Here is a 25,288-nt window from a genome sequence, read left to right on the forward strand (position 1 = left end):
GTATTGGCTACCTTTCGTTGATTATACCGCTTGCACGGTCGTAGAGGCCACTTTATCTGTGTTTCCTTTGCATATCGGGCTGTTAGCCCTGCATAAACATATCGGAAACCATGCAACCAAATCTAGTATATCTGTTCACAAAGCCTCCCCTCTGGCTGGCTGTTTTCTTCGCCCTGACAACGGCTTTGACGCTGTTTTCTTTCCTGATGGCCGTTCGGCAGTCTATGCCCAAACGCACCTTGCCCCTATTGGCTGGCTTACTCATCTGGTTGCTTTTGTTGGGTCTTTTGGCTAGTCAGGACCTTTTTCTAAACCTGAATGCGAAGCCACCCCGTCTGCCCCTGGCGGTGGTACTCCCGCTTCTGTTGATTATACTTTTATTCGTTTCGCGGGGCGGACGTCGGTTTCTGGATGCGTTATCACTCCCGGCAATTACTTATCTAAACACCGTTCGTGTGCTGGTTGAGATCACACTTTATGGCTTATTTATTCACCATCAAGTTCCGGAGTTGATCACATTCGAAGGGCGTAATTTTGACATTATAGCCGGTCTGACGGCACCGATAATAGCTTACTTTTCGTTCAATCGGCCTGTCTTGTCAACTCGATGGCTTTTCCTCTGGAACGTGCTGGCTTTGTTGCTTCTGACCAATGTTGTTACGCACGCAATCTTATCGACACCATTGCCTTTTCAACAATTTGCCTTTGAGCAGCCTAACGTCGCTATTCTAAAATTTCCTTATATCTGGTTACCCGGTTTTGTGGTTCCAACTGTGCTGTTAGGACATTTAGTAGCTATCCGGCGACTGCTCATTTCTCAACCGTGACCAATCAATAGCTAACTAAAAAGCGCCGGTTGATCAGGCAATCGCCGAAGGGGCTGTGCCAGCGGATTTATTGATTTTCCCAAATCGGTTCTGGCTATCATAAGCCAGTCCAAGACCAACGCTGGAGAGCTTGTTCTCGTCGGCAATAGCAGCATTCGGAAAGAGTTGCCTGAAAGCAACCTGGATCGAATGCACTTCGGTAGAGCCACCCGTGAGAATGACCAGATCGATCGCTTCGCGCCGAACGCCCGCATCCTGAAGACACTGCCGGGCGGAAGCGGCTATTTTTTCAACTTCCTCCTCAATCGCCTTTTCAAACAGGTCACGTTTTATCAATATGGAGAAATCGTCCTCGATAAAATCGAAGGCCGCTTTGTGCTCGTACTCGTCGGTAAGGGCGATTTTTGTCTCTTCAGAAGCGGCTAAAAGCGTGTGTCCAGTTTCGTGTTCAAGCACATGCAGCAACCGACCGTAGCGCTTTTTATCGTGCGATTCGTGAAGCAACTGCCGGGTTTGCATGATCAACTTTGGTGTATAGAGAAAGTTGACCTTACTCCATTCAGCCAGATCGTGATACTGCTTTAAAGGAACTTCAAGATTTTTAGCCCCATACGTACTCCGGTAACCCAGCTCAGGCATGATGGCCGCCAGACTCAACTCTTTGTCGAAATCATTGCCGCCAATCCGAACACCCGTACTGGCCAAAATATCCGATGATCGGTCTGCTTTGTGGATGGAATTTTTCGATAGCCTGATCACCGTAAAATCCGAGGTTCCTCCGCCCAGATCAACAACGATTGCTAGTTTATCTTCGGTTAACTTGGCTTCATGGGCAAAAGCCGCAGCAATCGGCTCAAATTGGAACTCGATATGCTTGAAGCCGATGCGCTGGGCAATGGCCCTTAACTCATCTTGCGCCCGACTATCGGCAGCCGGGTCATTATCGACAAAGTGAACGGGCCGACCCATTACCACCTGCTCGATTTCCTGACCAGCAGCCGCGTCGGCTTTATCTTTCAACTGCTTGATAAACGAGGCTATGATTGTCGGGAAATTCATTGAAGCGCCATTCACCACGGTTCCCTGCTTCATCAGGCTGGTTCCCAACACCCGCTTTAAACTGCGCATAAACCGCCCCGGTTGCCGATCCAGGAACATGTTGACGGCTGTCCTGCCATAAAATGCCCTGTTATCGATACTCCGGAAAAAGATAGCGCTGGGTATCGTTACATGCGCCTGCTCAACCGGAACCAGACCGATTTCGCCATTATTGTCGATGGCTATACTTGAATTTGATGTACCAAAATCTATACCGCAGGAGATTGTCGTCATTTCCGTCTGTTTCAGCTATCATCGTGCAAACACCCGGCTGTGACAGGGAAATTAGTGAAACTGAACCAGCGATGCACGACCTTTCGTAAATAAAAGGGCGCAAATCTACCTTTAAAATGTGATTTTGGGATAGAATCCTTACTGGAGTGTTTGAGCTTTCGGTAAAATCCGATTTATCTTTCTTAGTAGGTCCGTTTCTTAAAACGGACCTGATGAGGTTTCTCAAAACCGAACGGTTCGTATGATTCGGTTTTGAGAAACCCCGTTGGGCAGGTTTGAGAGCCTGCCTTCACTACCTCAAACAGCCTACAACCCGTTACTTCTTTAGCTTCTTGAAATCGTCCAGTGTGCCGGTAACGGTGGAGGCAAAGGTGCTATTGGCGAACGACGAATTGCCCTTCTTGTCAATAATTTTGCAACGAAACTTAACCGAATAGGGCGTGTCTTTCTTATCGAACAACATCTTGGGCAACACACTCAGCGTTTTACCCGGATGCGCCGTTACCGGAAAAACGACGGGCGTTGTGGCCTGTGCTTTGATCAGAATTGGCTCAGGCTGGGCTCCATCAGCGATTTCTTTTCCATCAATAACCACCGTGTAGCGCGTGTCAGTGATGTTGAAGGGCATCTTATTCTTATTCGTAATGCTCACTTTGGCTGCCACATCCGTTCGTTTAAGGCCGAGTTTTCCAAAGTCGATGTCATCGATTTTGACCTTTGGCAGATACAGCGTTGGCAATCGTTTATCCACCGTCGTTACGAACGTTTTCTGCCCCAGAATGGGTACATCCAGCGCGAACTTTGCCTGCATTTTATAATTGGTGCTATCGATATCTTTTCGGTCGAGCGTTTCGAGCACCTTGATCATTTTTTTATACACGAGCTTGGCAGGCAGTACAACCAGTGTACTATCCCCCGATTTTATGTGAATCGGCTTTTTATAGGCATCGACCATCACGGGGGTGTTGGCGATGTAAAACGTATAATCCAGTTTAGGGGATTTGAAACCAACCGGCAATGGATTATCGATCAGCATGTACAGGTTCATCCGGATGGTATCTTCACTAATGTCTGTAATCGCGAATCGGCTCATTTCCAGACGTGGCTTCATCGTATTATCGTACGGTTTGCCGGTACTTGTCTGCTTCTCCTTGATATTTCTGTACCAGATATAGGCTCCTATGCCGCCAATGAGCAACAGCACGAGCACAACTAACCCTCCCTTTTTCATAACGCATTGTTGGTTAATAAGAAAGAGCAACTGCTGGGTTAGCGTCGGTGTTCAGCTTTTGAGCAGGTTATTAGGTAATGTATCCCTGCCGAATGGGTTAAACTTTTTAGCGGCATGCAGGTCTTATACACACAACTCATTCGTTAAACTACCATGCGAACTGCTTTGCTTGGCGTGCTGCTTCTGACTGCTGCCTGTCGCCGTCCGTCTACCCAATTTGCGTCTATGCTGACACCAGCTAATCAAGTAAACATTACGGATTATAGCCAGCAATTAAAAGCAGGCGACGATCTCCTCGCGCTAGGCAATAATCCGGCCTGGTCATTGACCATCAACTCCTCGAAGAACTTCCTGCGGTTTAAAGGGCAAAACGGCGATAGCCTCACAACCCCGGCTCCTGAGCGCCAACCCGACTCCGACGGCGTTTTTCGGTACAGCACCGGTACTGAATCGAACCGGATCAACATCGTATTCCGCCCCGATAGCTGTGTGGACAAATTATCTGGGCAACGTTATGATTATCGGGTCGAAGTCGATTTCCGGGGTAAAAACTACGTAGGCTGCGGTGCTTCTCTCCGGCAACTTGCTTTACTAAGCGACATTTGGGTGCTCACCGACCTGCAGGGCACGCCAATAGTTGCCGGTGGTCCCCGAAAAGAAGCACCCCGTTTGGAGATTTCCCTCTCCGAAGGCCGGGTTACGGGCACAACCGGCTGCAACCGACTTAATGGAACCATCAAGGCCGACACACGCCAGATTCTGTTTGGCCCTTTAGCCACGACGAGAATGGCCTGCGACAGCAATGTTGCTCAGCTTGAGCGTAAATTCCTGAACCAACTAACGAATCCCCTGACCTATCGAATTGGCGAAAGTCAGTTAACTTTCCTCTCGAAAGGGAAATCGGTTATGATATTTAAAAAAGTAGATTAACCCGGAATTACCCTTTATTTTAAGCGAACGGCTACACGATAGCGTTCGCTTTTTGTTTACATTTGTTTCTCAGTAAAAGTCAATCGAATCATTAAATAAGTTAACCTTTCGATTCTCTTTACCGGTCTACCCAAGCAATCTGCATAAATTGAAAAACTCTATGAAAATCCTACGGCTTCCCGCCCGCGCCTTGTTGCTGGCGGGCGCGCTGGCAACGGCTGTGCCAGGCATAATGACGCCTGCCGAAGCCCAAACGGCGGCCAAACGTGTGGCTAGCAAATCGACAATGGCGTCGGCTCCAAATTCCGTTGCCCTGAATCGGGTACTGGTCTTTTCCAGAACCAAAGGTTATCGTCATGCCTCTATTCCGGTTGGAAAACTGGCGATCATGAAACTCGGCAAAGAGAACAATTTCGCTGTCGATACGACCGAAGATGCCTCGAAATTTACCGAAGCCAATCTTAAGCAATACAGCGCGGTAATCTGGCTCAGCACCACCGGCGATGTGCTCGACGATGCGCAGCAGGCTGCTTTTGAGCGGTACATTCAGGCGGGCGGTGGCTACGTAGGTATTCACGCAGCGGCCGATACCGAATACGACTGGCCCTGGTATAATAAACTGGCCGGAGCCTGGTTCCTCAATCACCCCAAGCAGCAGAACGCTGAAATTGAAATTGTCGACAAAAATCACCCGTCGACCAAGATGTTGCCCGACCGCTGGAAACGCTGGGACGAGTGGTACAGCTATAAGAACATTCAGCCTGACCTTAAAGTCCTGGGCAAACTGGATGAGAAAACCTATGAAGGCGGCAAAAACGGCGATAATCACCCCTTCATCTGGCATCATGATTTTGAGGGTGGCAAGGCGTTCTATACAGGTGGTGGCCACACCGACGAGTCTTACAGCGATCCGCTGTTTTTGCAGCATATTCTGGGTGGTATCAAATCCGTTATGGCAACTAGTCTGAAATTCGGTCAGGCCAAAACGCAGCCTTTTCCTGAAGAAAACCGCTTCGAACGGCAAGTTCTGACCGCTAACCTAGACGAACCCACGGAGCTTGTCGTGCTTGACAACGGTAAAGTACTTTTCGCTGAGCGGAAAGGTGCGCTGAAACTGTATAATCCTAAAACGAAGTCGGTGAAGGTCGTTGCCAATTTTCCGGTATTCACCAAGTTTGAATACGGTCTGATGGGCCTGAATGTTGATCCAAACTTCAAACAGAACAAATGGGTATATGCCTACTATTCGCCTATAACGGGTAAGACCGTAGCGGATACCGCTCAGCACCTGTCGCGTTTTGTGTATGACGATGTTAAGGATACACTGTTGCTGAACACGGAAAAGGTACTTTTGACAATTCCTGTTAAACGCGATGGCTGCTGCCACACGGGCGGTTCGATTGCCTGGGACCGCAAAGGAAACCTCTACCTATCGGCCGGTGATGATACGAACCCGTTCAACTCCAATGGGTTTGCACCAATTGACGAACGGCCGGGCCGTGGTGGCTGGGATGCTCGTTTAACATCGAGCAACACCAACGATCTGCGCGGAAAAATCATGCGTATCCACCCCGAAGCGGATGGTACGTATACCATTCCCGAGGGTAACCTATTTCCAAAAGGGACGCCAAAGACCCGTCCGGAGATTTATGTAATGGGGAATCGTAACCCCTATCGTATTTCGGTCGATCAGCGCACGGGCTTCCTGTATTGGGGCGAAGTGGGTCCCGACGCCGGTGAAAACAGCGAGAAATTTGGCCCCCGTGGTCATGATGAGATGAATCAGGCGCGCAAGGCGGGTTACTTCGGCTGGCCGCTGTTTGTGGCCGATAACCGGCCCTATCATGCCCGTTCGTTTGCGGATAGCACTACAGGAGCCCTGTTTGACCCGATGAAGCCGATCAACAACTCGCCACACAACACGGGTCTGACGGAGCTTCCTCCAGCTCAGAAAGCCTTTATTTATTACCCCTACGCTGACTCGCCGGAATTCGGTCCAATTGTCGGCAAAGGCGGTCGTAATGCCATGGGTGGCCCCGTTTATTACTACGATGATTATGCCGAATCGGCGGTGAAATTCCCCCGCGCTTACGACGGTAAATTCTTCGCCTATGACTGGATGCGCGACTGGATTCACCCGGTAACGATGGAAAAAAACGGCGACTTTGTGAAGATGGAATCATTCATGCCCAACACAAAGTTCTCGCACGTGATCGACATGCAGTTTGCCAATGACGGCTCTCTCTACACCCTTGAGTACGGGCAACAGTGGTTTGCCGCCAATGCCGATGCCCGCCTGTCGCGCATTACCTATAATGCGGGCAACCGTAAACCCGTTGCCATGGCCAGTGCCAGCAAAACGGTTGGTTCAGCTCCATTGACGGTGAAATTTGACTCGAAAGGATCAATGGACTATGATGGCGATGCCCTGAAATATGCCTGGTCGTTCGGAAACGGCATGCCCAAGCAGTCGACGCCAAACCCTACAGTTACGTTCAGTAAGCCAGGTACCTATCCGGCCACGCTAACAGTGACCGATGCCGCCGGACATGTAGCCACGAAAACCATGGAGATAAAAGTTGGTAACGACGAGCCAAAAGTGGAAGTAGCCGTAGCCGGAAACAAGACGTTTTACTTTCCTGACAAACCGGTTAAGTATTCGGTAAAGGTTATGGATAAAGAAGATGGCACCTTACAGAAAGGCATTAGCCCCGAGGATGTGACCATGACGATCGACTACCTCGAAGGGTTCGACAAAACGATGCTTGCCCAAGGCCACCAGGCCAATTTAGGCTTCTCGTCGGGAAAACGCCTGATTGAGTTGAGCGATTGTAAGGCCTGTCATGCCATTGATAAAAAATCAATTGGACCCGCTTACATCGATGTTGCTAAGAAATACAAAGGTGCCTTCCAGATCGAAGGAAAACTGGCGCGCAAAGTCATTACAGGTGGCGGTGGCGTTTGGGGCGAACAAGCCATGAGTGCGCACCCTCAGCTAAAAGAAAGCGAAGCGACTGATATGGTACGCTATATTCTTTCCTTAGCCGACGAAAAGAAAGCGAACCGTCAGCCATTGGCCGGTGATTATGTACCCGCTCAACAAAAGAAGGACGGCTCATACATCCTGACCGCCAGCTATACCGACCGGGGCAACGGTGCGATTGGTCCATTAACGGGCTCAACGTCACTAGCTCTGCGGTCGCCATCTGTAAAAGCGGTTTCGGCCGATGGCAAGCAGGATATTTTCCAGTATGACATTCCTAAACTGGGGCCAGCCGCTATCGGCACAAAATCGGGCAGTTATCTAGTGTTCAACGACATTGATCTAACCGGTATTCAAAGCATTTCACCATCCGTATTTGCCTCTAACGATCAGGTAGCGGGCGGTAAACTCGAAGCGCGGCTTGATTCGCCCACGGGCACCCTGCTTGGAGAAGCTGATGTCAAGAAAGGCACCGAAGGCGCAGTTAACCTCCCCTTCCGCCAACCCGTTTCGGGGGTTCATAAGCTCTATCTGATTTTCGTCAATCCCGAAGCCAAACAGAAACCGCTATTTGCGGTCGATAAAGTACAGTTCTCGACGCAGGGCATGTAAATGAACTCCATCTGTAAAAACGAAAAGCGCCCCAACCAGGACTGGTTGGGGCGCTTTTCGTTTGAAATGAGTCTATCAATACCGGATTCCAGCCCAGCCATATGGAGTCTGGCGGGCGCTTATCCGATCGATAATATGCTGCTTGATCAGGGCATCGTATGCAGCATCGGTTAACTTTTTCCCCTTCTGCTTGGGCAGCTTCAGGTCGTCGGGTGTGAGCGAGCGGAAAGCCACATTAGCAGCTTCAATTGTAACGTCACCATCATTAATGTCCAGTTCAAGAATGAGTCCGGGCAGGCCGTTCATGCGTTCGGGGCCAGCTGATACAGGTATATCCTGCGCAAACCAGGCAGTTATTTTCTGCTTCTTGATTGGGTCTTCTGTCTCGGCTTTCATACAGATATAGCCAGCAACCTCCTTGATCTGATTGCCAATTTTCCAGGCCGGGGCGTGCAATGAATCGTCAACGATGTACGTTTTGCCCAGCATTTCGATAATGTCTATCTTCTTGTCTTTCTCGAAATTACGGTACAGATAAAACTCCCCTTTCCGCCGAGAGTACCCCCCTTCTTCCGGTTCATCACTATTGTACGTGTATAGGCTTTCTTTCGGGCTGAAAGCCAGTTTCATCTTGTCCCCTTTGTTATCCGCTTCCCAATTTTTCCAGGTTTGCGTTTCGCGGTCTTTCTCTTCCTGGCTCAGAAACGTTAAGCGGTTAGTAATTTTCAACCAGTGGTCTTTTCGAACATAGGTAACGACACCTTCATTTTTTTGCGCCATTGTTGCCAAACTGGTCAACAGGCACAGGAGTATGACTATATTTTTCATAATACAGAATTAATTAAAATCAATAAAAGCCATCCCGGCGTATCTTGGTCTGAACACCCCGCATGTTATACGTGAAGCCGATGGTAAAGTACCGGGCCAGGGTTTGAATCGTTTCCGACTGCGTATAGTTGACCCCCCGATTCAAGGTCACGGCTACGTTGCGATTCAGCATGTCAACTGCCGTCAGACGGATTTCGGCCCGTTTCGCTTTGCCCAGAATATGGTACACGGACGCGTTCCAGATCGGAATCCGCTGATCAAAGTTTAACTGTTCATTTTTGTTGATCCTGTAGTTCAGGCTTGTATTGATATACAGATCATGCGGCAGTTTTAGGTTTAGATCACCACTGAAGTTATTGTTAGTAAAGATTTGATTCCGGTTTGAACTGATCGAAAACTGGTTATTGGTTATACTGAAATTGGCATTGGCATAAAAAGTTAGCCAATCAGCTGGCGTTAAGCTCAGCCGTGTACCAGCATTATAATTCTGAAAACGTGTATCGTTAATTACATCATTGATCCTGGCCGGTGTGTTACCTGATCCAACACCGACATTTAAATCCAGCGTTGCCTTCGTTTTCTTTAAAGGAAATCCAAAACCAAGGTAGGAGCCAAGATTTTGGCCACCCGACAAGTTTTCGGGCGTTATAACGGTAACTAGCGTTTGAGGATCTGTTTTTTGGCTGTAAACAATTTGATTAACATATTTAGTACCGTATAAGCTAATGTAGGCGTTAATGAAGTTTCCCGGATTAAAATAGTTAAAATAAGCATTAACATTATGACCCAATTGCGGCAGGAGATTGGGATTGCCCTGGTTGATATACAAGGGGTTGCTGTTGTTTCGAACAGGCTGTAAATCCCGGGACGTTGGTATTTGAACGCTGACATTGTAGCCTACGTACAAATACCGGTTTTTTTTCAGATCATAGTTTAAGCCGATATTCGGAATCATAGTTGTAAATACCCGGCTGATGGGTGTAAACGTGGCCGATGTCTGATCCGGAGCGAACTGCCCATTCAGCGTAAAGCGCTGGCCAGCCAGACCCGCTGACACGTTCAGTCCCTTGTACGAATACCGAACACTGCTGCCCAGCCGATTGTATACATAGTTATTTTTGTAGTAGAGGCTCAATGTATCATTGCGGACGTATCGGCTATCGCCCCGGTTGAATACGTCACGATCGACCTCATCGTACCGAAGGCTGAAATTGAAGAACGTTTCCCAGGTAAACCGTTTGGCGAAGGGCTCCACGTATTGCAGGCTGGCTTTGTATTCGCTGCGCACAATGTCGTTGCGCTGATCCTGGTGTATATCCGCCGATTTATCGGCTGCAGTGATCGGCCCGGAATACGTATTTTCAGAATCCAGGATCAGGTTCGCGTTGTTAGTGTTTACTTCATAAGTAGCGCTGGCGGCAATACTGCGGCCTTTTTTGTGCATTTTATGCCTGAAAATAAACGAGTTGGAGGTAGCAAATTGCCGCTGATCGCTGGCGTTTGTGCTTTCGTTATGCGTGGCGGCTCCATTGCTGCGCGTCAGGTCCTGAATCCGAAAAAGGCGCGCATTCCCAACACCATAGCGGCTGTTATTGATAAAAATCAGGGTATTGAGTGTATCGAGCTGTTTTTCGTAGCGTAAACTTACCCGGTGATTCCCGTTGAAGTTAACCTGATTGCTTGTCTCGTTTGTGGAATAGGTACTCTGTGGCAGCGTTACATCCCGGAGCCGCTGGGCGTCCAGTTCCAGCCGGGTCTGGTTATAATAGTAGCTCCCACTCCACTTCTTCTCTTTCGTATCGAAGTTATAATTGGCGCCACCAGCCGCATTATTGGAGAAGCCAACACCCTGCCGTCCACTCACCGGAATGCCCAGCCCTTCGTCGCCACTGTCGGAGAAATAGAAGAACCCCCCTCCGCTAAAGCCGAAATCGGCGTTCTGATTGGAGTTATATGCATTACTTCCCCTAAAATCCTGGTAATCATCGCGGGAGAGTCCCTGCTGGTTTGTATTGTTGCCTAACCCAACCAGTGAAAACTGATGCTTGGCATTGAATTTATTGTAGATACCTTTTGCTTCAGCCCGCGCCGATACATTGTTGGAAGCCGGGCCTCCGGCCGCAGTTACTTTACCAAAACCACCTTTCTTAAATTCCTCTTTCAGCTCCAGGTTAATCGTTTTTTCCTTCTTGCCGTCGTCGACGCCCGTTAGTTTGGCCTGTTCCGTTTTATCGTTAAATACCTGCACTTTGGTGATGGCTTCAGCCTGCAAGTTTTTAGTCGCCTGCTTGGGATCATTTCCAAAAAAGTTCTTGCCATCGACGGTCAACTTCTTCACATCCTGCCCTTGCGCCCGAATATTGCCGTCCTGGTCGATCTGCACACCGGGCAGCTTACGCAATAAATCTTCGACGGTTGAACCCGGCGGCACTTTGAATGAACTGGCATTATACTCGATCGTGTCCCCCTTGATGGTCAGAGGTGCCTTGGCTGTTCGTACCACAACCTCCATCAATTCCCGGGTGATGGGCTTCAACTTTAGAGCACCCAGGTCCATCACAGCCTCTGTGGCGGGCTTTATGACAGCGTTGTAAGGAATGAGACCTACGTACGAAATCTTCAAGACGTAATTGCCCACTTTTATATTTTTAAAGGCGAATGCGCCATTATCGCCAGCGCGGGTGAAGTTGACGAGCGAGGAATCTTTGGCGCTCAGCAGCATGACTGTCGAGGAAGGCAACGGTACCGATGAGGTGTCAACGGCTCGGCCCTGTAGTGTAAAACGTGTTATACCGGGTGGACTTTGGGCATAGAGTGCGGCTGAGAGCAGGCATAGCATAGCCAGCAGGAAGAGTTTTTTCATCCGTGAAAAGGTAAAAGGTTGAGGTGTAAGGGTAGCAAAGCTAAGCGCGATGGCGGCAAATGCTCATACCATTAACGTTTTTTAACTAAATTTATAGTAGTGAATTTAGTTATTGGTTAACGGCACTGATAATGAGTCACTTTCAGGCAAAAGCGTTGCAGACGCTAACCCATAAGATGACTTTTTATAGAAAATTCCACACGGACGGGGCTACTTTTTATAAAGTAGGGCTAGCGGCTCGAAAAAGATGATGCCAAAACGTCGCGAATGGCTCGGGCTTTCAATAAACATTCCTCCCATTCCTGCTCCGGTTCGGCGTCGTAGGTAATGGCGCTACCGACCGAAAAGGACGCGTATTCGCTTTCAGCATTATAAAGCAGCGTTCGGATAACGACGCTGAAATCAAAATCAGCCTCAGGGGTTATGAAGCCGATTGCCCCCGAATACACGCCCCGCCGGCTAACTTCCAGGTCGTCGATCAACTGCATGGAGCGAATTTTGGGAGCTCCGGTCATACTCCCCATCGGAAAGGCATGGCGAATGGCTTCGGCCCAGGAAACGCGTTCGTGCAGTGTGGCCGACACGGTCGAAATCATCTGAAACACTTGCTGAAATCCGTAAATACCAAACAGTTCATCAACACCAATCGACCCTGTTTGGGCACTACGCGCAAGGTCGTTCCGCACTAAATCAACAATCATCAGATTTTCGGCCCGCTCCTTCTCCGAGTTGAGTAGATAAGCACGCAGAGCCATATCTTCGTCGGGCGTTTGTCCGCGCCGAACGGTGCCCTTAATAGGCTGCGACAAAATCCGATCGCCTGTTTTCTTCAAAAAACGTTCGGGCGAGGCACCCATTACATACCGGTCACCCATTTTCATAAAACTTGAAAACGGCATGGGAGAGCGCTCAGTTAAAGCGCGGTACGTCCCTAGCGGATCTATGTTCCCTGCCTGTTGAGCGAAGAACTCGATGCAATAGTTTAGTTCATAAACATCGCCGGCCCGAATGTGATCCTGAATCCGACGAACAGTAGCCAGATAATCTTCTGACAAAACCCGGCATTGGATTTCTACAGGAGAGGCAGGGAAAGAAACCGGAGAAACAATCGGAACAAATGACCGTAGTTGCTTTAGCAAAGCGCCGGTGTCACCCTCGCCCTGTATAATCAGCGCATCACCTAAAACGTCGGATTCCTCGAAATCGATAATCCACGCTGGCTCAACAAAATAAGCATCCGGAAACTGAAGTCGGTCTGGGTTGCGGCTGGTCAGGTTCTCCAGCTGATTTTTGAGATCGTAGCCTAAATAACCGACCAGGTAAGCTGGCTTTTCGCGGTGAGCCTGCTGGAGTACGTCAAACACATCGTCCCGAGTGGCTTCATTCTCCGAAAACGAAATGACCCGTTTCGCCCCGACAAAAAGCCGGTTAGGAAAGGGGTCATTTGGGTAATCAATTCCGTTATTATTCAGAAAGGCAACAAAACCGTCTTCGTGGGCCTCTTCGGCAATTGCCCAGGCCAGCGCCTGCCAACGCCAGCTTGACAGATCTTCGACTGACACACGAACACTATTCATCGTTAGACGGGTAACAGTCGGACATCAACCGCGATATCTTTTCCTTCGGCGTTACGGCCAACGGTGAATTCGACTTCATCATCTACCTGCAATTCATTGAAGTCTGTATCAATCAGGCTGGTATAGTGGAAAAACAGATTATTAGGGGGGTAATTGACAAAACCATAGCCTGTTTTGAGGCTACGGATGGTGCTAATTTTTCGTCCTTCCGGATCATCATCGATGGTGTCGGCGAGGTTGTAATTAGGCTCGTCAGACGATGGATACGCTTCTTCATAGGCATCGCCCGCGCTGAGTTCGCCAAAGCTGTTTCCGTTGTTAAAGGAACTTCCATTGCCTGATCCTGACACAGCCGAAAAGGTTGGCCTTGCCTGCTGTTTGACAAACAGGTTCTGAATGATCATATCATTCCGGCGGCTCCGGTCATCAATCAGACCGTGCATGGCCACCGGATACGAAACTTCTTCCAGCAAATCCTGCGATGTGCGGGTCACCTGCTTTTCTCCCTGCTCGTTCAGGAATTCAAAATCCCAGCTGAGAACCATAATTCGTGAGCCAAGCGTATTGAGTTTCCGAATCAGCGGCACATAATCGCCATCCGACGTAATTAACACAACAACGTCGAATTTTTTGTACTGAGCGAGTTCAAAGGCTTCCAGCGCCAGCCACACATCAATTCCTTTTTCCTGCCGGTAACCCTGATACGTTTTTACGGGCAAATAGTGTGTAACTACCCCTTCCGACATCAAAATATCATCGAACAGGCGATCATAAAATAGTTGATTACCACGCTGATTTGCTTCATGGGCATTGAGCCGCCCCCGGAAATAATGGGCATCTACAATTTGACAAAGCCGTTCATTCACGCCCTCTTCTTCGGCTACCTGCCGACGAATGAACGCGTGTAATCCCGAAATACTGATACGACTGCGACGTTCGTGAGAATAGTTATAATAATTGCTTACGTGTAGAAAATAATTACCGTCATAAAAAACCCCGATGCGGGTCAATCTTGATGCTTCTGCTGGCATGTTATTACTTAAGAGTTATTAGGTGTATGTTTATTCGGTACGTCAATTAAGGATAATTGCTATCTTTTACGGCTATCTGTCTGAGTCGGTAGAACTATACTTATACGAACAGCTTTCTTTTACAGGCACTTGTAGAAACACTACATTACGAAATGTAGCGGAAGCGGATACGATAAATAATGATATGGATATGGATATTGATAGAAACGGTAAAAATAGCTATGCAGGTACGCTTCTGCAAAAATAGCATATTTTCGTTTGCAATACGCTCTGACCGTATCTTTGTCCGATTTCTCTTATTCATTGTATGCAAAAGATAGTATTTGTTGACCGTGACGGAACGCTCATTGCCGAGCCACAGCCCGATCAACAGGTTGACTCACTGGCTAAACTCGACTACATTCCGAAGGCGATTTCGGCCATGCGGAAAATCGCCGAAGAAACGAATTACGAATTAGTCATGGTTACCAATCAGGATGGACTCGGTACCGATTCGTTCCCCGAAGACACCTTCTGGCCCGCCCACAACAAGATGATGGACACCTTCGCCGGCGAAAATGTCCATTTCGCAGCCGTTCACATCGACCGCCATTTCCCGCGCGATAACTCAACGACCCGGAAGCCGGGCATCGGCATGCTGACGCAGTACTTTGAGGCAGCCTATGACCTGGCCAATAGCTACGTGATTGGCGACCGGCTAACGGATGTTCAACTAGCCGTAAACCTGGGCGCCAAAGCCATTTTATTCCTGCCACCCAACGGCTTATCGACTGTACAGGCTGCCGACGTAGACGGCCTGACCGATGCAATGCAGGCCGCCATTGCCCTTAAAACAGGCGACTGGGACGAAATTTATGAGTTTCTGCGTTTGCCCATCCGCACAGCTACCGTTGAACGTAACACGAAGGAAACCCAGATTCGGGTTGACTTAAATCTGGACGGACGCGGTCGTGCCGACATTCACACGGGACTTGGCTTTTTCGACCACATGCTCGATCAGGTGGCGAAGCACTCGGGTGCCGATCTCACTATTCATGTTAATGGCGATCTGCATATCGATGAACACCACACCATTGAAGATACGGCACTAGCGCTCGGCGAAGCCTACCGTCGTGCCCTCGGCGATAAACGGGGCATTAGCCGCTACGGTTTTTTGTTGCCTATGGATGAAGCGCTGGCCCAGGTAGGCATTGATTTTTCGGGTCGTCCGTGGCTGGTCTGGAACGCGGAATTTAAGCGGGAAAAAATTGGCGACATGCCAACTGAAATGTTCTACCATTTCTTCAAATCCTTCTCAGACACAGCCCTTTGCAACCTGAACATCAAGGTTGAAGGCGACAATGAACACCATAAAATCGAAGCCATTTTCAAGGCATTTGCCAAAGCAATCAAGATGGCCGTTCGGCGAGATATCAATGAATTGGATAACCTGCCCAGCACGAAAGGTGTTTTATAATCAAAAAATCGACCAGGTCTTAGCGATCTGATAGGTTTAAAATCAAAAGGCTATCGTATTTTTGCACCAGCATTCAACTGAAAACTGACATGGATTTATCAACACCTTTGACACTTCTGTTTTACGCGGTACTGCTGGCGTCGGCGTTTGTAACGGGCCGCTGGTTAGAGCGCAAAGACCGGAAGTACTAAGCTGGTTTACAGTTTATGGAGTACGGGTTGGCCTTCACGGCTTTCTGGCAATGGCTCAACCACCGGAAAGGCCAGCCCGTAAACCCTAAACGATATACCACTCCCCAAGTACATGCTCAGTACCCTTACGCGTTGGTTATTTAAACTATGGGGATGGCGGGTTGTCGGCCCTATCCCAACCGTTCCTAAAGCAATTTGGGTAGTTGCTCCGCACACAACCAACTGGGATTTTCTGCTCGGACTGGGCATCCGGCCCACCATTCATATCTGGATCCAGTATCTGGCCAAGAGTTCGCTATTTACCTGGTATTCAGGATGGTTATTCCGGGCGCTGGGTGGAAAGCCTGTTTACCGGGACAAGTCCCACAACCTGGTCGAAGCAACGGCGGAGGTCTTCAACCAGAACGAGCGCCTGCATATTTGCATTGCTCCCGAAGGAACACGCAGCAATGTCGACAAACTCAAAACGGGCTTTTATTACATTGCCCTAAAAGCCAACGTTCCCCTTATTCTGGTTGGTTTCGACTGGCCCCGAAAACTCATTCTTCTGAGTGAGCCTCTCTACGTAACCGGCGATTACGAAAAAGACATGCTTCCTTTTTACCAGTTTTTTTCTCAGGTACACGGCATCAAAAAAGACTGGCTGAAACAGTGGGAAGAAACGGGTATGATTGCCTAAAGGCTACCTTTTAGCCATTCATGCCCCTGTTGGCAAGTATCTCCTTTTCCCGAGACATTCGTACAAATACCTTTCGGAGTATCTTTCATACATTGACCTTGTCATGGAAAATCTTAAGATTGCGACCGCACAATTTGAAAATGCGAGTGGCGATAAAGCCTACAATCTCCGCGTTATAGAAACCCTTTCGGCCAGAGCCGCTCAGCAGGGCGCTCAGGTTATTGCCTTTCATGAGTGCTCCATTACGGGGTATACATTTGCCCGGCATCTGTCCAGGGAGCAGTTACTGAACATAGCCGAATATATTCCGGAAGGAGATAGTATTCAGGCCCTTACGCAGATTGCCCGCGCCAACGACATCGTTATATTGGCTGGACTATTCGAAAAAGATCAGCAGGAGCAGCTTTTCAAAGCCTATGTGTGTGTCGATAAGAACGGATTAGTGGCCAAGTACCGCAAACTGCATCCGTTCATTAACCCGCACTTGCTACCAGGCAACGAGTACGTTGTCTTTGATTTGTTAGGCTGGAAATGCGGCATTCTCATCTGTTACGACAACAATGTTGTCGAGAATGTGCGGGCCACCGCGCTGTTGGGTGCCGATATTATATTCATGCCCCACGTAACGATGCTGACACCTTCGACACGCCCCGGAGCCGGTTTTGCCGACCCGGCACTCTGGTACAACCGACACAACGATCCGACCTCATTACGACTGGAATTCGACGGTATGAAAGGACGCGCCTGGCTCATGAAATGGCTCCCCGCCCGCGCCTACGATAACGGCATTTATGCTGTGTTCGCCAACCCCATTGGCATGGACGACGACCAGCTAAAAAACGGTTGCTCGATGATCATTGATCCGTTTGGAGACGTAATCGCTGAATGCCGCGAACTGGACAATGATATCGCCATCGCGACCTGTACACCGGATAAATTACAGAAAGCAGGTGGCTATCGGTACCGGAAAGCGAGACGGCCTGACTTATACAGGGACATTATCAGTCAGGAGCATACGTCCGAGCAAAAAGTCGTGTGGCTTAATACGGATGAAACACCTACTCAATCCTGATAAATCGTCAACAGACACTGATTTTATTTCTTCAGTTCCTCAACCATCAATCGGCCAGCCCGTTCCGAAGCGCCGGGAGCACCCATTTTTTTCTGCACGTCGGCATAACCACTCAACAGGATAGAACGGCTTTCCTGCCCCGGTAAAATACGTTGGAGTTCGGCACTGATTAGATCGGGCGTGAGGTCATTCTGAATCAGTTCCTTCACCACTTCGCGGTCCGCAATCAGATTGACGAGCGAAATAAAGGGCACCGCAATCAGGTTTTTGGCAATGGCATAGCTGATACCCGTTGTTTTATAGCATACGACCTGCGGAATGTTCAGTAGAGCCGTTTCCAGCGTGGCCGTGCCGGAGGTAACGAGGGCAGCCGTCGATATGTGCAGCAGATCATAGGCGGCATCATCCACGCGCAGAACATCAGGGTAGTTGGCCAAGAGGGCTTCGTATAAGGAAGCAGGTAGATTGCTCACGGTACCAACGACAAACTGATAAGCTGGAAAGCGAACAACAACCCGCAGCATCAGCGGCAGAATGGAGGTAATTTCCTGATGGCGGCTACCGGGCAAAAGCGCAACAACAGGACGCGCATCGACGCCTATTTTCTGGCGAAAGGACGGATCGGGCTGAAAGTCAGCGAGAGCATCGAGCAACGGGTTGCCTACATACTCGACTTTATAGTTGTATCTGGCAAAAAACTCCGTTTCGAAGGGCAGTATGGTAAACAGTTTATCGACCGTTGCTTTTATTTTGAGCGCCCGCCGTTGATTCCAGGCCCATACCTTCGGCGAAATATAATAAAACACGCGAATTCCGTGCTTTTTGGCAAAACGAGCCATGCGCAGATTGAACCCGGCATAATCAATCAGAATAAGTACGTCAGGCCTATTCGCCAACAAATCGGTCTGGCACTCGCGCATAATCCGGCGAATGGTTCCCAGGTTTTTGACAACTTCCAGAAATCCCATAAAAGCCATTTCGCGGTAATGACGTACCAGAACAGCGCCAGCGGCTTCCATTTGCTCGCCACCATACGCCCGAAATGCAGCCTGGCTGTCGTATGAGCGAATGGCTCGAATAAGATTAGCACCGTGCAAATCGCCCGAGCGCTCCCCAGCAATGAGGTAATAGTTCATATGTAGTGTATGATATAGGATATATGATATATGCTCTGACTACTTACCGCATACATCCTATATCATACATCGTTGACTTATTCGCCAAAATAATCCACAAAGTTTTTGGGGGTTTCGTAGAGCCGGAGTTGGTGCAGATGTGCTTCCGTAACGGGTTCGAGAGCCCGTTCGAGGATCTTCCAGATTTCCATAATGAAGATTTCGCAACTGGCCATTTTGCCCTGCATGAAATCCACATCGAGGTTCAGGTTTTTATGATCCACCTTCTCGATTACCTCCCGTTTAACAATATCGCCCAGCAATTTCAGGTCGATCACAAATCCCGTACCGGGGTCCGGTTCGCCCTTCACCGTCACGATCAATTCGAAGTTATGGCCATGCCAGTTTAGGTTCGCACAGGGGCCAAATACTTCTTTATTCCGCTCTTCTGACCAGGCTGGATTGTATAGCCGGTGAGCCGCGTTGAAATGTTCAATTCTGTTAATATAGACCATTTTTCTGGTTTAGATGGGGCGGTTGCCAGAAACGCCGATTGACAAATAAACCGCAAAGGTACGAAAAAGGTGCAAACAGTTCAGATGAAGCCGACATCTAAGTGTAGCCCTTACACCGGGTATAGGTACGCACATTCATATAAAATAAATCCAATTTAATCAGGAAATACGCTATTCCTTTGTCCATCTAAAAACCCGTATCTTTACAGCCGCTTTGGCATAACCTCCTCAACTACTTATCTAATTATCACCACGAATACCTTTACGACTACCAATTTATGATCATCGTTACTGGAGCCGCCGGTTTTATTGGGAGCTGTTTAATCAGCAAGCTGAATCAGGAAAATTTCAATTTCATCATCGCTGTTGATGATTTTTCAAATCCTGAAAAAGAGGCCAACTTAGCCGGAAAACGCATTCAGGAGCGTGTGGATCGTGAAGTATTTTTTGACTGGCTTGACCAAAATTACCACGAAGTCGAATTCATTTTCCACATTGGTGCTCGCACGGATACAACCGAGTTTGACCGGCAGATTTTTGAACACCTGAATGTTGAGTATTCCAAGCAGATCTGGAACCGCTGCATTCAATACCAGATTCCACTCGTATATGCTTCATCGGCAGCCACCTACGGCCTTGGCGAGCTAGGATACGACGATAACGAGTCGCTGATTCCACAGCTGAAACCGCTCAACCCCTATGGCGATTCCAAAAACGAGTTCGACATCTGGGCACTGGAACAGGAGCGTAAACCGTTCTTTTGGGCCGGGTTGAAATTTTTCAATGTCTACGGACCCAATGAATACCATAAAGGCCGAATGGCTTCGGTCATTTTCCACACCTTCCGGCAAATCAAGGAATCCGGAAAAATGAAATTGTTTCGGTCGCACAATCCTGACTATGCCGATGGCGAACAGATGCGCGATTTCGTTTATGTGAAGGATGTGGTTGAAGTATGTTCGTTTCTCATGCATCACCGGCGCAACTCGGGCATTTATAACCTGGGTAGCGGGAAAGCCCGTACGTTCCTCGACCTGGCCCGCAATACGTTCAAAGCGCTTGACCTCGAACCCGATATTAGTTTTGTGGACACTCCGGTCGACATTCGCGACAAATACCAGTACTTTACGCAGGCCAACATGGCCAAACTTCGCTCAATTGGCTACGACCGGCCCTTTTCGTCGCTGGAGGATGGAATTTCCGATTATGTAAAAAACTACCTGAGTAAAGGCGAGTATCTATAACTTTTTCTACTACAAGACAAAGCCGGTTCATCGTTGAGAGCGATGAACCGGCTTTGTCTTGTAGTAAGGAATTTCACAAATTCAGCTTTAGGATGCGTCAGCTCTAATCCACCATTTGCGTCAGCATGATAAAACTCTAACGCACGTTCAATTAGCTACTTATGATAAGTCAATTGATTGTTGCTGGTAGCGTCAGCTCGCTGGTGAATGTAGATGCCTGCCAGTTGAGACGTAACTTGCCCCCAAGCAATACTGTTAGCCGGTGGCTAATCCAAAGGCCTAATCCGTGCCCTTCCTTGAGTGGATCCGCTCTAAAATACGGTTGCATTAAGTCGAGCGTAGGCCCACTGGCGCGAACCGTCTGGTTTTGCACACAAACGACCCAACCCGTCGAATACGTCAGCTGAACTACCACCGAGCTCCCCGTTACGGCATACTTGATGGCATTTTCGATCAGATTCAGCAGAATATGTTCCAGTTTGACGGCATCCGTCACTATCGGCTCATGGATCAACTCATCGGTTTCCAGACACGTTGTAACCTCATACTCAACCGCCAGGCTCGCCAGTTGGGTTAAGCAATGATTGATCAGCTCGGGCCCGTCGACTTCACTCAACCGGAGTGGCTGTGCCGACTCTTCAGGGCGGCTAAGGGTTAGAAATTCATCGAGTAAGCGCGCCAACCGGCTAACTTCATCCAACTGACTAACCAAAAACGGCTTTACTCCGCCCAAGACCTGGTCATTGCCAAGGGTTACCTCAAGGCCTGTTTTCATGATTGTCAATGGGGTTCGCAGTTCGTGAGCAGCTGCTCCAAAGAAGTTTTGTTGCAGATCAACGTTTTCCCGAATCCGGCCCAGCATTCGATTCAGCGTATCGGTTAATTGATATAACTCATCGCGCGATTTTGGCAACGTTATCCGGCTATTGTCGGTAGCCTTACTGATCGTATTCGCCTGATCAACAATGGACTGAATAGGCCGTAACAACCAACCCGCAACAATATAACCAGCCCCAAAAGCGAGTACCAGACTCAGTAGCCAGCCCAAGCCAAAGACCCAGCGCAGCTGGTTTATATCCTGCCGCAAGGTCATGTCGGGTACCGATAAAGTTAATCGAATCTGACCATCGGGAGCCTGCTCGGTAGTCGTCTGCGTGGTTATAATACGGTGAGAAAAGCGGTATGAGTCCTGATGCCGGTGAGGACTGGGGTTATCCGGGAAGCCCGGACTTCGGAACAGTTCACGGGTACGCCCGTAGGCATGATACATGACCTGCATGCGTTCCTGGTCGGTGGGTAAGGGCAAAATAACCGGATCAACGCTGACCATCGACAGCAGCCATTCGGCCCGTGTTTGCGTTGCCCGGTCAAACGCCGTTCGTAAACTCGTTTCGGCCCGGTTGAGCATCAACCAACCAGCGAGCAGACTGATTCCGGCAAATACAGCCGTAACCGCCAGAACGATCCGACTACGGAGGCTCATGCCGTTTTCAGCCGATAACCCCGGCCAATTATCGTCTCGATCAGGCCAGTCGTACCGACGGCATCAAGCTTTTTCCGCAACTGGTAGATGTGCACTTCGATGACATTGCTACCCATGTCGAAATCGACAGCCCAAACTTTTTCGGCAATTTCGTTTTTAGTGACCAGTTGACCGGCCTTGCGCATCAGCAGCTCAAGCAATGCAAACTCCCGGTTAGTGAGATCGAGGGGCGTTTTGTTTTTTACAACTTGGTGTGCAACGAGGTGCATTTCCAGATCAGATACCCGCATAACGACATCATTGCTCATGGTGCCTTTACGTTGCAGCACCCGGATTCTGGCCAATAACTCATTGAAATCAAACGGTTTACGCAGGTAATCAACGGCGCCTAAATCCAGGCCCTGCACAACTTTATCCGGATCGCTCAACGCCGATAGAATCATTACGGGAACCGTTAAGCCAAACGCCCGCAGGTTTTGCAATACTTCGAAGCCCGTTTGTCCCGGCAACATTAAGTCGAGCAAGACTAAATCATATAGGCCACCCGCAATCTGGTCGAGACCTTCAGAGCCTGAGTGCGTCAAGTCGGCTACGTGACCATGCTGTTCCAGCCCCTGTTTAATAAACCGGGCCAGTTTCCGTTCATCTTCAATGACTAAAATTTTCACGTCAATAAAAAGTAAAATCGGGCCGCCGAAGCGGAGCGAATGAGCGAATGTTGTTTCGGCAATAGCCCGATTATCAAGCGATTTCCAGTGACCGCTCATTCGCTCCTTCACTCGCTGATTAACGTACTAAATACTGCTGCCCATTGATGGTTAGTACCGACGCCCGCAGGACATTTACTTTTTCCAGTTGAACCTGGCCGTCCCGAAGCGTTTTAGGGTAACCCTGCACGGTGATGGTACTTCCTTTTTTAGCCAGATCCGTTAGCTGGTAAGCCACGTGCGATGGAATACTGATCACGGTTTTATCGTCCAGTACCAATCCGTTAACGCGTCCCTCCCTATCGAGTCGGTAATCGGCAATTTTCCCCGTAGCAGTTGCCAGAGCAGGGGCATCTGGCGGTGTGGTCGGACGAACCGGGGGCGAATCGAGTACGGTTGTCTTCCCCACTGTCAGGCTATTCATCCGGAAGCGCGTTTCACCGCCAGGTGGCGTTTCAGAATAGCCTGTCACACTAACACTACTACCCGCCTTAATGGCTTTCTGGACCTGCGTACCCAAATGGGGCGGAAATTTTACGGTCACAGGCGATCCGGAGCCAGCATTAAGCGTAAAGCCATCCAGAATAAAATCATCATTGCCAACAAGCTGTCCAACCGTACCCGAAACAGTCGTTAATGACGTAAGTCCGCTCATCTGATGATTTCGGCCGGGGCCTTGTCCCTTACCGTGATCATTGCGATCTAAGCCAGGACCGGGCCGGCCATGCCGGCGACCGGGTCCACCCGGAAGAGGTCCAGACGGACCATCTACACCGGGTTGATTTTGGGCTACAGGCGGCCCATCCGGCCCTTGCGCATGTGCAAAAGGAGAAGCTAAAGCAAGAGCGAGGGCAACGGTAGCGATTAATCTGGTGTTGGTTTCCATAAGTCAATTGTTGTTTACTGGTTGATTACGGAAGCAAAGCTAGAATCGCCATCTAAGGACCATCTGAACTCGAAATTAAATTTTCTTCATAGTGGGTTTTATTCCCAGATGATTTCGATAACTTCTTTTTTCAAATCGACTGTCGTCTGTTTTTCATCCGTTGCCCGGCGCAGGATTAATTTACCGTTGTTCACCTTAGCCGCTTCCTGTTGCAATACGTGAATAGCGTCTTTTTTATGAAAGACCGATACAGCCAACTCGTTTGTATCGACAGGCAGCGTTACTGTTTTACCGGTGGCTTGAACGACCCGCGGTGCAGCCGGTAGTTGCTGATTACGGAGCAAAGCCAACGCCCGCGATGCCTGCGGTACACCATACCCGACGTAGTTATTACCATACGGATAGAGGTGTGCCGATTTTTCGATAATTTCCATTACCTCTTTGTTAGTCAGCCTGGGGTTTGCCTGCATGATACAAGCCGCAAATCCGGTGATGACGGGCGCCGATAACGAGGTGCCATAGAGCGAAAAGCAAGCTACATTTGGCTTTAAATAGGGTAAACTTTCGGGTCCAATGCTACTGTACCCAATGCGATTCCAAAGGCGGGCATTGGTGGCTCCAATAGCCAGCACACCCTGTGCATCGGCGGGCGTACTGATAATCCGCCAGGAACGATCTTCTCCTTCGTTTCCAGCCGACACAATAATTAAAATTCCCTTTTTATCGGCGGCTATTTGAGCAGCCTGACTGATAAGGCTCGTATGACCGTCCATCTGGCCAGGCTCGTAGTTGTCTTTAGGATTACTCATTCCCTTGGCATACCCCAGCGATGTGTTGATGAGCCGAACCCCCAGGCTATCCATCCATTCCATAGCCGCTACCCAATTGTCCTCTTCACCCCGGTACTCCCGGTTGCCCTGATCAGTTCGGGCGAGGTAAAATGTGGCATCCGTAGCCAAGCCAAACTGAATATTTTCGGTTGGGTCGCTTCCAGCTATCGCTGCCAGTACCTCAGTTCCGTGAAAGTCGGCATTGGATTCGAGCGTACGGAATAAATCGTTATGCGTTTTTTTCTCGTTTACATAATCGCGCACACGCTTTACGCCATCGCGGGCAAAGACGTGCTTAAGCGCATGAGCCGAATCAGCGCCAAAAAAACCGGCATCAATAACCCCAACGTTTACAAACCGGCCGGTTAAACCCGCCCGCATAAAATCGGGAGCCTGAATCTGCGACATCACCGGAGCCATTTGGGGATTTGACGGTAAGCCAGTAGAGGTGATCACAATAGCCGGATCAATGGCTTGAATGGCTTTAACGAAGGGCATTTTTACAACCTTTGCATATTGTTCAGCCGTTAATTGGGCTGATACAGCATTAAGCCACCGCGACTGGCAAATGGGCTGAACCCCTGCCTGCTTAAGCTCATTCAGGTAGACCGCCGAAACAGGCTGATCGGTATCATCCAGGGGTAAATTCTGCAGTTTCCGCTGAGCAATAGCCGCTGGCGACAAGGCTACCGCCGATGCCCGGTCTTTATCCTGCAATAAAACCCAATATTTAGGCTGGTGTATACCAGGCCCGGCGTGTTGGGGGGCAGCCAGACGTGGCCCGGCCAGACGTGGCCCGGCCATTCGTGGCTCGGCCTGCGCAAAGAATACCAATAGGCAAAATATCCCGGATAGTCGAATCGTCATGGTTAGTTTAGGAAGAGAATAAGCCTGTC

General features: G+C 49.2%; 19 protein-coding genes. 7 read left to right on the plus strand and 12 right to left on the minus strand.

Features of this window, described 5'->3' with window-relative positions; genetic code table 11:
* Nucleotides 1-110: 110 nt before the first annotated feature.
* Nucleotides 111-827 carry a hypothetical protein gene (locus SD10_RS19245; RefSeq protein WP_046575971.1) on the plus strand — a complete coding sequence of 239 codons (717 nt, stop codon included), beginning with the start codon at nucleotides 111-113 and terminating at the stop codon, nucleotides 825-827.
* Nucleotides 828-860: 33 nt separating this feature from the next.
* Here the strand turns inward: SD10_RS19245 and SD10_RS19250 are convergent, their stop codons facing one another.
* Both SD10_RS19250 and SD10_RS19255 read right to left on the minus strand, forming a co-directional pair.
* Nucleotides 861-2,159, minus strand: coding sequence for an Hsp70 family protein (locus SD10_RS19250; protein ID WP_046575973.1), 1,299 nt, complete (start codon nucleotides 2,157-2,159; stop codon nucleotides 861-863).
* A gap of 316 nt (nucleotides 2,160-2,475) precedes the next feature.
* Nucleotides 2,476-3,390 carry an LEA type 2 family protein gene (locus tag SD10_RS19255; RefSeq protein WP_046575975.1) on the minus strand — a complete coding sequence of 305 codons (915 nt, stop codon included), beginning with the start codon at nucleotides 3,388-3,390 and terminating at the stop codon, nucleotides 2,476-2,478.
* A 153-nt stretch (nucleotides 3,391-3,543) separates the two neighbouring features.
* Here SD10_RS19255 and SD10_RS19260 point away from each other — a divergent pair, with 153 nt between their 5' ends.
* A complete protein-coding gene (locus tag SD10_RS19260; protein ID WP_046575977.1) occupies nucleotides 3,544-4,320 on the plus strand; it encodes an META domain-containing protein in 777 nt (258 codons plus the stop codon).
* Between the two features lie 160 nt (nucleotides 4,321-4,480).
* Nucleotides 4,481-7,915: a ThuA domain-containing protein gene (locus SD10_RS19265; protein WP_046575978.1), complete on the plus strand. Its 3,435-nt coding sequence runs from the start codon at nucleotides 4,481-4,483 to the stop codon at nucleotides 7,913-7,915.
* Between the two features lie 75 nt (nucleotides 7,916-7,990).
* Here SD10_RS19265 and SD10_RS19270 read toward each other — a convergent pair whose 3' ends face one another.
* The 4 genes from SD10_RS19270 to SD10_RS19285 all read right to left on the minus strand — a co-directional run bounded on the left by SD10_RS19270 (nucleotide 7,991) and on the right by SD10_RS19285 (nucleotide 14,214).
* Nucleotides 7,991-8,743 carry a GLPGLI family protein gene (locus SD10_RS19270; RefSeq protein ID WP_046575980.1) on the minus strand — a complete coding sequence of 251 codons (753 nt, stop codon included), beginning with the start codon at nucleotides 8,741-8,743 and terminating at the stop codon, nucleotides 7,991-7,993.
* Nucleotides 8,744-8,762: 19 nt separating this feature from the next.
* A complete protein-coding gene (locus SD10_RS19275; RefSeq protein ID WP_046575983.1) occupies nucleotides 8,763-11,606 on the minus strand; it encodes an outer membrane beta-barrel protein in 2,844 nt (947 codons plus the stop codon).
* Nucleotides 11,607-11,836: 230 nt separating this feature from the next.
* The gene (locus SD10_RS19280) at nucleotides 11,837-13,183 is read right to left on the minus strand and encodes an anthranilate synthase component I family protein (RefSeq protein WP_046575985.1); all 1,347 of its coding nucleotides are present in this window, start codon (nucleotides 13,181-13,183) and stop codon (nucleotides 11,837-11,839) included.
* A 2-nt stretch (nucleotides 13,184-13,185) separates the two neighbouring features.
* Complete coding sequence (locus SD10_RS19285) at nucleotides 13,186-14,214, minus strand: NYN domain-containing protein (RefSeq protein ID WP_046575986.1); 1,029 nt, start codon at nucleotides 14,212-14,214, stop codon at nucleotides 13,186-13,188.
* Nucleotides 14,215-14,521: 307 nt separating this feature from the next.
* Here SD10_RS19285 and hisB point away from each other — a divergent pair, with 307 nt between their 5' ends.
* The 3 genes from hisB (at nucleotide 14,522) to SD10_RS19300 (ending at nucleotide 17,612) form a co-directional block, all read left to right on the plus strand.
* Nucleotides 14,522-15,670: a bifunctional histidinol-phosphatase/imidazoleglycerol-phosphate dehydratase HisB gene (gene hisB, locus SD10_RS19290; protein ID WP_046575988.1), complete on the plus strand. Its 1,149-nt coding sequence runs from the start codon at nucleotides 14,522-14,524 to the stop codon at nucleotides 15,668-15,670.
* 303 nt (nucleotides 15,671-15,973) lie between these two features.
* The gene (locus SD10_RS19295; RefSeq protein WP_046575990.1) at nucleotides 15,974-16,540 is read left to right on the plus strand and encodes a 1-acyl-sn-glycerol-3-phosphate acyltransferase; all 567 of its coding nucleotides are present in this window, start codon (nucleotides 15,974-15,976) and stop codon (nucleotides 16,538-16,540) included.
* 103 nt (nucleotides 16,541-16,643) lie between these two features.
* Entirely contained in the window at nucleotides 16,644-17,612 is a 969-nt protein-coding gene (locus SD10_RS19300; RefSeq protein ID WP_046575992.1) for a nitrilase family protein, read from the plus strand.
* A gap of 23 nt (nucleotides 17,613-17,635) precedes the next feature.
* Here the strand turns inward: SD10_RS19300 and lpxB are convergent, their stop codons facing one another.
* Together lpxB and SD10_RS19310 are read right to left on the minus strand one after the other, a co-directional pair.
* On the minus strand, nucleotides 17,636-18,748 hold the full coding sequence (lpxB, locus tag SD10_RS19305) for a lipid-A-disaccharide synthase (RefSeq protein ID WP_046575994.1): 1,113 nt from the start codon (nucleotides 18,746-18,748) through the stop codon (nucleotides 17,636-17,638).
* 77 nt (nucleotides 18,749-18,825) lie between these two features.
* Nucleotides 18,826-19,242 carry a 6-pyruvoyl trahydropterin synthase family protein gene (locus SD10_RS19310; protein WP_046575995.1) on the minus strand — a complete coding sequence of 139 codons (417 nt, stop codon included), beginning with the start codon at nucleotides 19,240-19,242 and terminating at the stop codon, nucleotides 18,826-18,828.
* 278 nt (nucleotides 19,243-19,520) lie between these two features.
* Here SD10_RS19310 and rfaD point away from each other — a divergent pair, with 278 nt between their 5' ends.
* The gene (gene rfaD / locus SD10_RS19315; RefSeq protein ID WP_046575996.1) at nucleotides 19,521-20,486 is read left to right on the plus strand and encodes an ADP-glyceromanno-heptose 6-epimerase; all 966 of its coding nucleotides are present in this window, start codon (nucleotides 19,521-19,523) and stop codon (nucleotides 20,484-20,486) included.
* A 169-nt stretch (nucleotides 20,487-20,655) separates the two neighbouring features.
* Here the strand turns inward: rfaD and SD10_RS19320 are convergent, their stop codons facing one another.
* The 4 genes from SD10_RS19320 to SD10_RS19335 form a co-directional block, all read right to left on the minus strand.
* Complete coding sequence (locus SD10_RS19320; RefSeq protein WP_046575998.1) at nucleotides 20,656-21,969, minus strand: sensor histidine kinase; 1,314 nt, start codon at nucleotides 21,967-21,969, stop codon at nucleotides 20,656-20,658.
* Nucleotides 21,966-22,748: a response regulator transcription factor gene (locus tag SD10_RS19325; protein WP_227699023.1), complete on the minus strand. Its 783-nt coding sequence runs from the start codon at nucleotides 22,746-22,748 to the stop codon at nucleotides 21,966-21,968. The genes SD10_RS19320 and SD10_RS19325 overlap by 4 nt, the downstream gene beginning before the upstream one ends.
* Nucleotides 22,749-22,755: 7 nt before the next feature.
* Nucleotides 22,756-23,562 carry a hypothetical protein gene (locus tag SD10_RS19330; protein WP_046576000.1) on the minus strand — a complete coding sequence of 269 codons (807 nt, stop codon included), beginning with the start codon at nucleotides 23,560-23,562 and terminating at the stop codon, nucleotides 22,756-22,758.
* 98 nt (nucleotides 23,563-23,660) lie between these two features.
* The gene (locus SD10_RS19335; RefSeq protein ID WP_082111638.1) at nucleotides 23,661-25,259 is read right to left on the minus strand and encodes a S8 family serine peptidase; all 1,599 of its coding nucleotides are present in this window, start codon (nucleotides 25,257-25,259) and stop codon (nucleotides 23,661-23,663) included.
* Nucleotides 25,260-25,288 lie beyond the last annotated feature (29 nt).

The sequence above is a fragment of the Spirosoma radiotolerans genome, assembly GCF_000974425.1.
GTDB classification, from domain to species: Bacteria; Bacteroidota; Bacteroidia; order Cytophagales; family Spirosomataceae; genus Spirosoma; species Spirosoma radiotolerans.

Coding starts and splice junctions, on each gene's coding strand:
- SD10_RS19245 (WP_046575971.1), top strand. CDS start 111: ATGCAACCAAATCTAGTATATCTGTTCACAAAGCCTCCCCTCTGGCTG.
- SD10_RS19250 (WP_046575973.1), bottom strand. CDS start 2,159: ATGACGACAATCTCCTGCGGTATAGATTTTGGTACATCAAATTCAAGT.
- SD10_RS19255 (WP_046575975.1), bottom strand. CDS start 3,390: ATGAAAAAGGGAGGGTTAGTTGTGCTCGTGCTGTTGCTCATTGGCGGC.
- SD10_RS19260 (WP_046575977.1), top strand. CDS start 3,544: ATGCGAACTGCTTTGCTTGGCGTGCTGCTTCTGACTGCTGCCTGTCGC.
- SD10_RS19265 (WP_046575978.1), top strand. CDS start 4,481: ATGAAAATCCTACGGCTTCCCGCCCGCGCCTTGTTGCTGGCGGGCGCG.
- SD10_RS19270 (WP_046575980.1), bottom strand. CDS start 8,743: ATGAAAAATATAGTCATACTCCTGTGCCTGTTGACCAGTTTGGCAACA.
- SD10_RS19275 (WP_046575983.1), bottom strand. CDS start 11,606: ATGAAAAAACTCTTCCTGCTGGCTATGCTATGCCTGCTCTCAGCCGCA.
- SD10_RS19280 (WP_046575985.1), bottom strand. CDS start 13,183: ATGAATAGTGTTCGTGTGTCAGTCGAAGATCTGTCAAGCTGGCGTTGG.
- SD10_RS19285 (WP_046575986.1), bottom strand. CDS start 14,214: ATGCCAGCAGAAGCATCAAGATTGACCCGCATCGGGGTTTTTTATGAC.
- hisB (WP_046575988.1), top strand. CDS start 14,522: ATGCAAAAGATAGTATTTGTTGACCGTGACGGAACGCTCATTGCCGAG.
- SD10_RS19295 (WP_046575990.1), top strand. CDS start 15,974: ATGCTCAGTACCCTTACGCGTTGGTTATTTAAACTATGGGGATGGCGG.
- SD10_RS19300 (WP_046575992.1), top strand. CDS start 16,644: ATGGAAAATCTTAAGATTGCGACCGCACAATTTGAAAATGCGAGTGGC.
- lpxB (WP_046575994.1), bottom strand. CDS start 18,748: ATGAACTATTACCTCATTGCTGGGGAGCGCTCGGGCGATTTGCACGGT.
- SD10_RS19310 (WP_046575995.1), bottom strand. CDS start 19,242: ATGGTCTATATTAACAGAATTGAACATTTCAACGCGGCTCACCGGCTA.
- rfaD (WP_046575996.1), top strand. CDS start 19,521: ATGATCATCGTTACTGGAGCCGCCGGTTTTATTGGGAGCTGTTTAATC.
- SD10_RS19320 (WP_046575998.1), bottom strand. CDS start 21,969: ATGAGCCTCCGTAGTCGGATCGTTCTGGCGGTTACGGCTGTATTTGCC.
- SD10_RS19330 (WP_046576000.1), bottom strand. CDS start 23,562: ATGGAAACCAACACCAGATTAATCGCTACCGTTGCCCTCGCTCTTGCT.
- SD10_RS19335 (WP_082111638.1), bottom strand. CDS start 25,259: ATGACGATTCGACTATCCGGGATATTTTGCCTATTGGTATTCTTTGCG.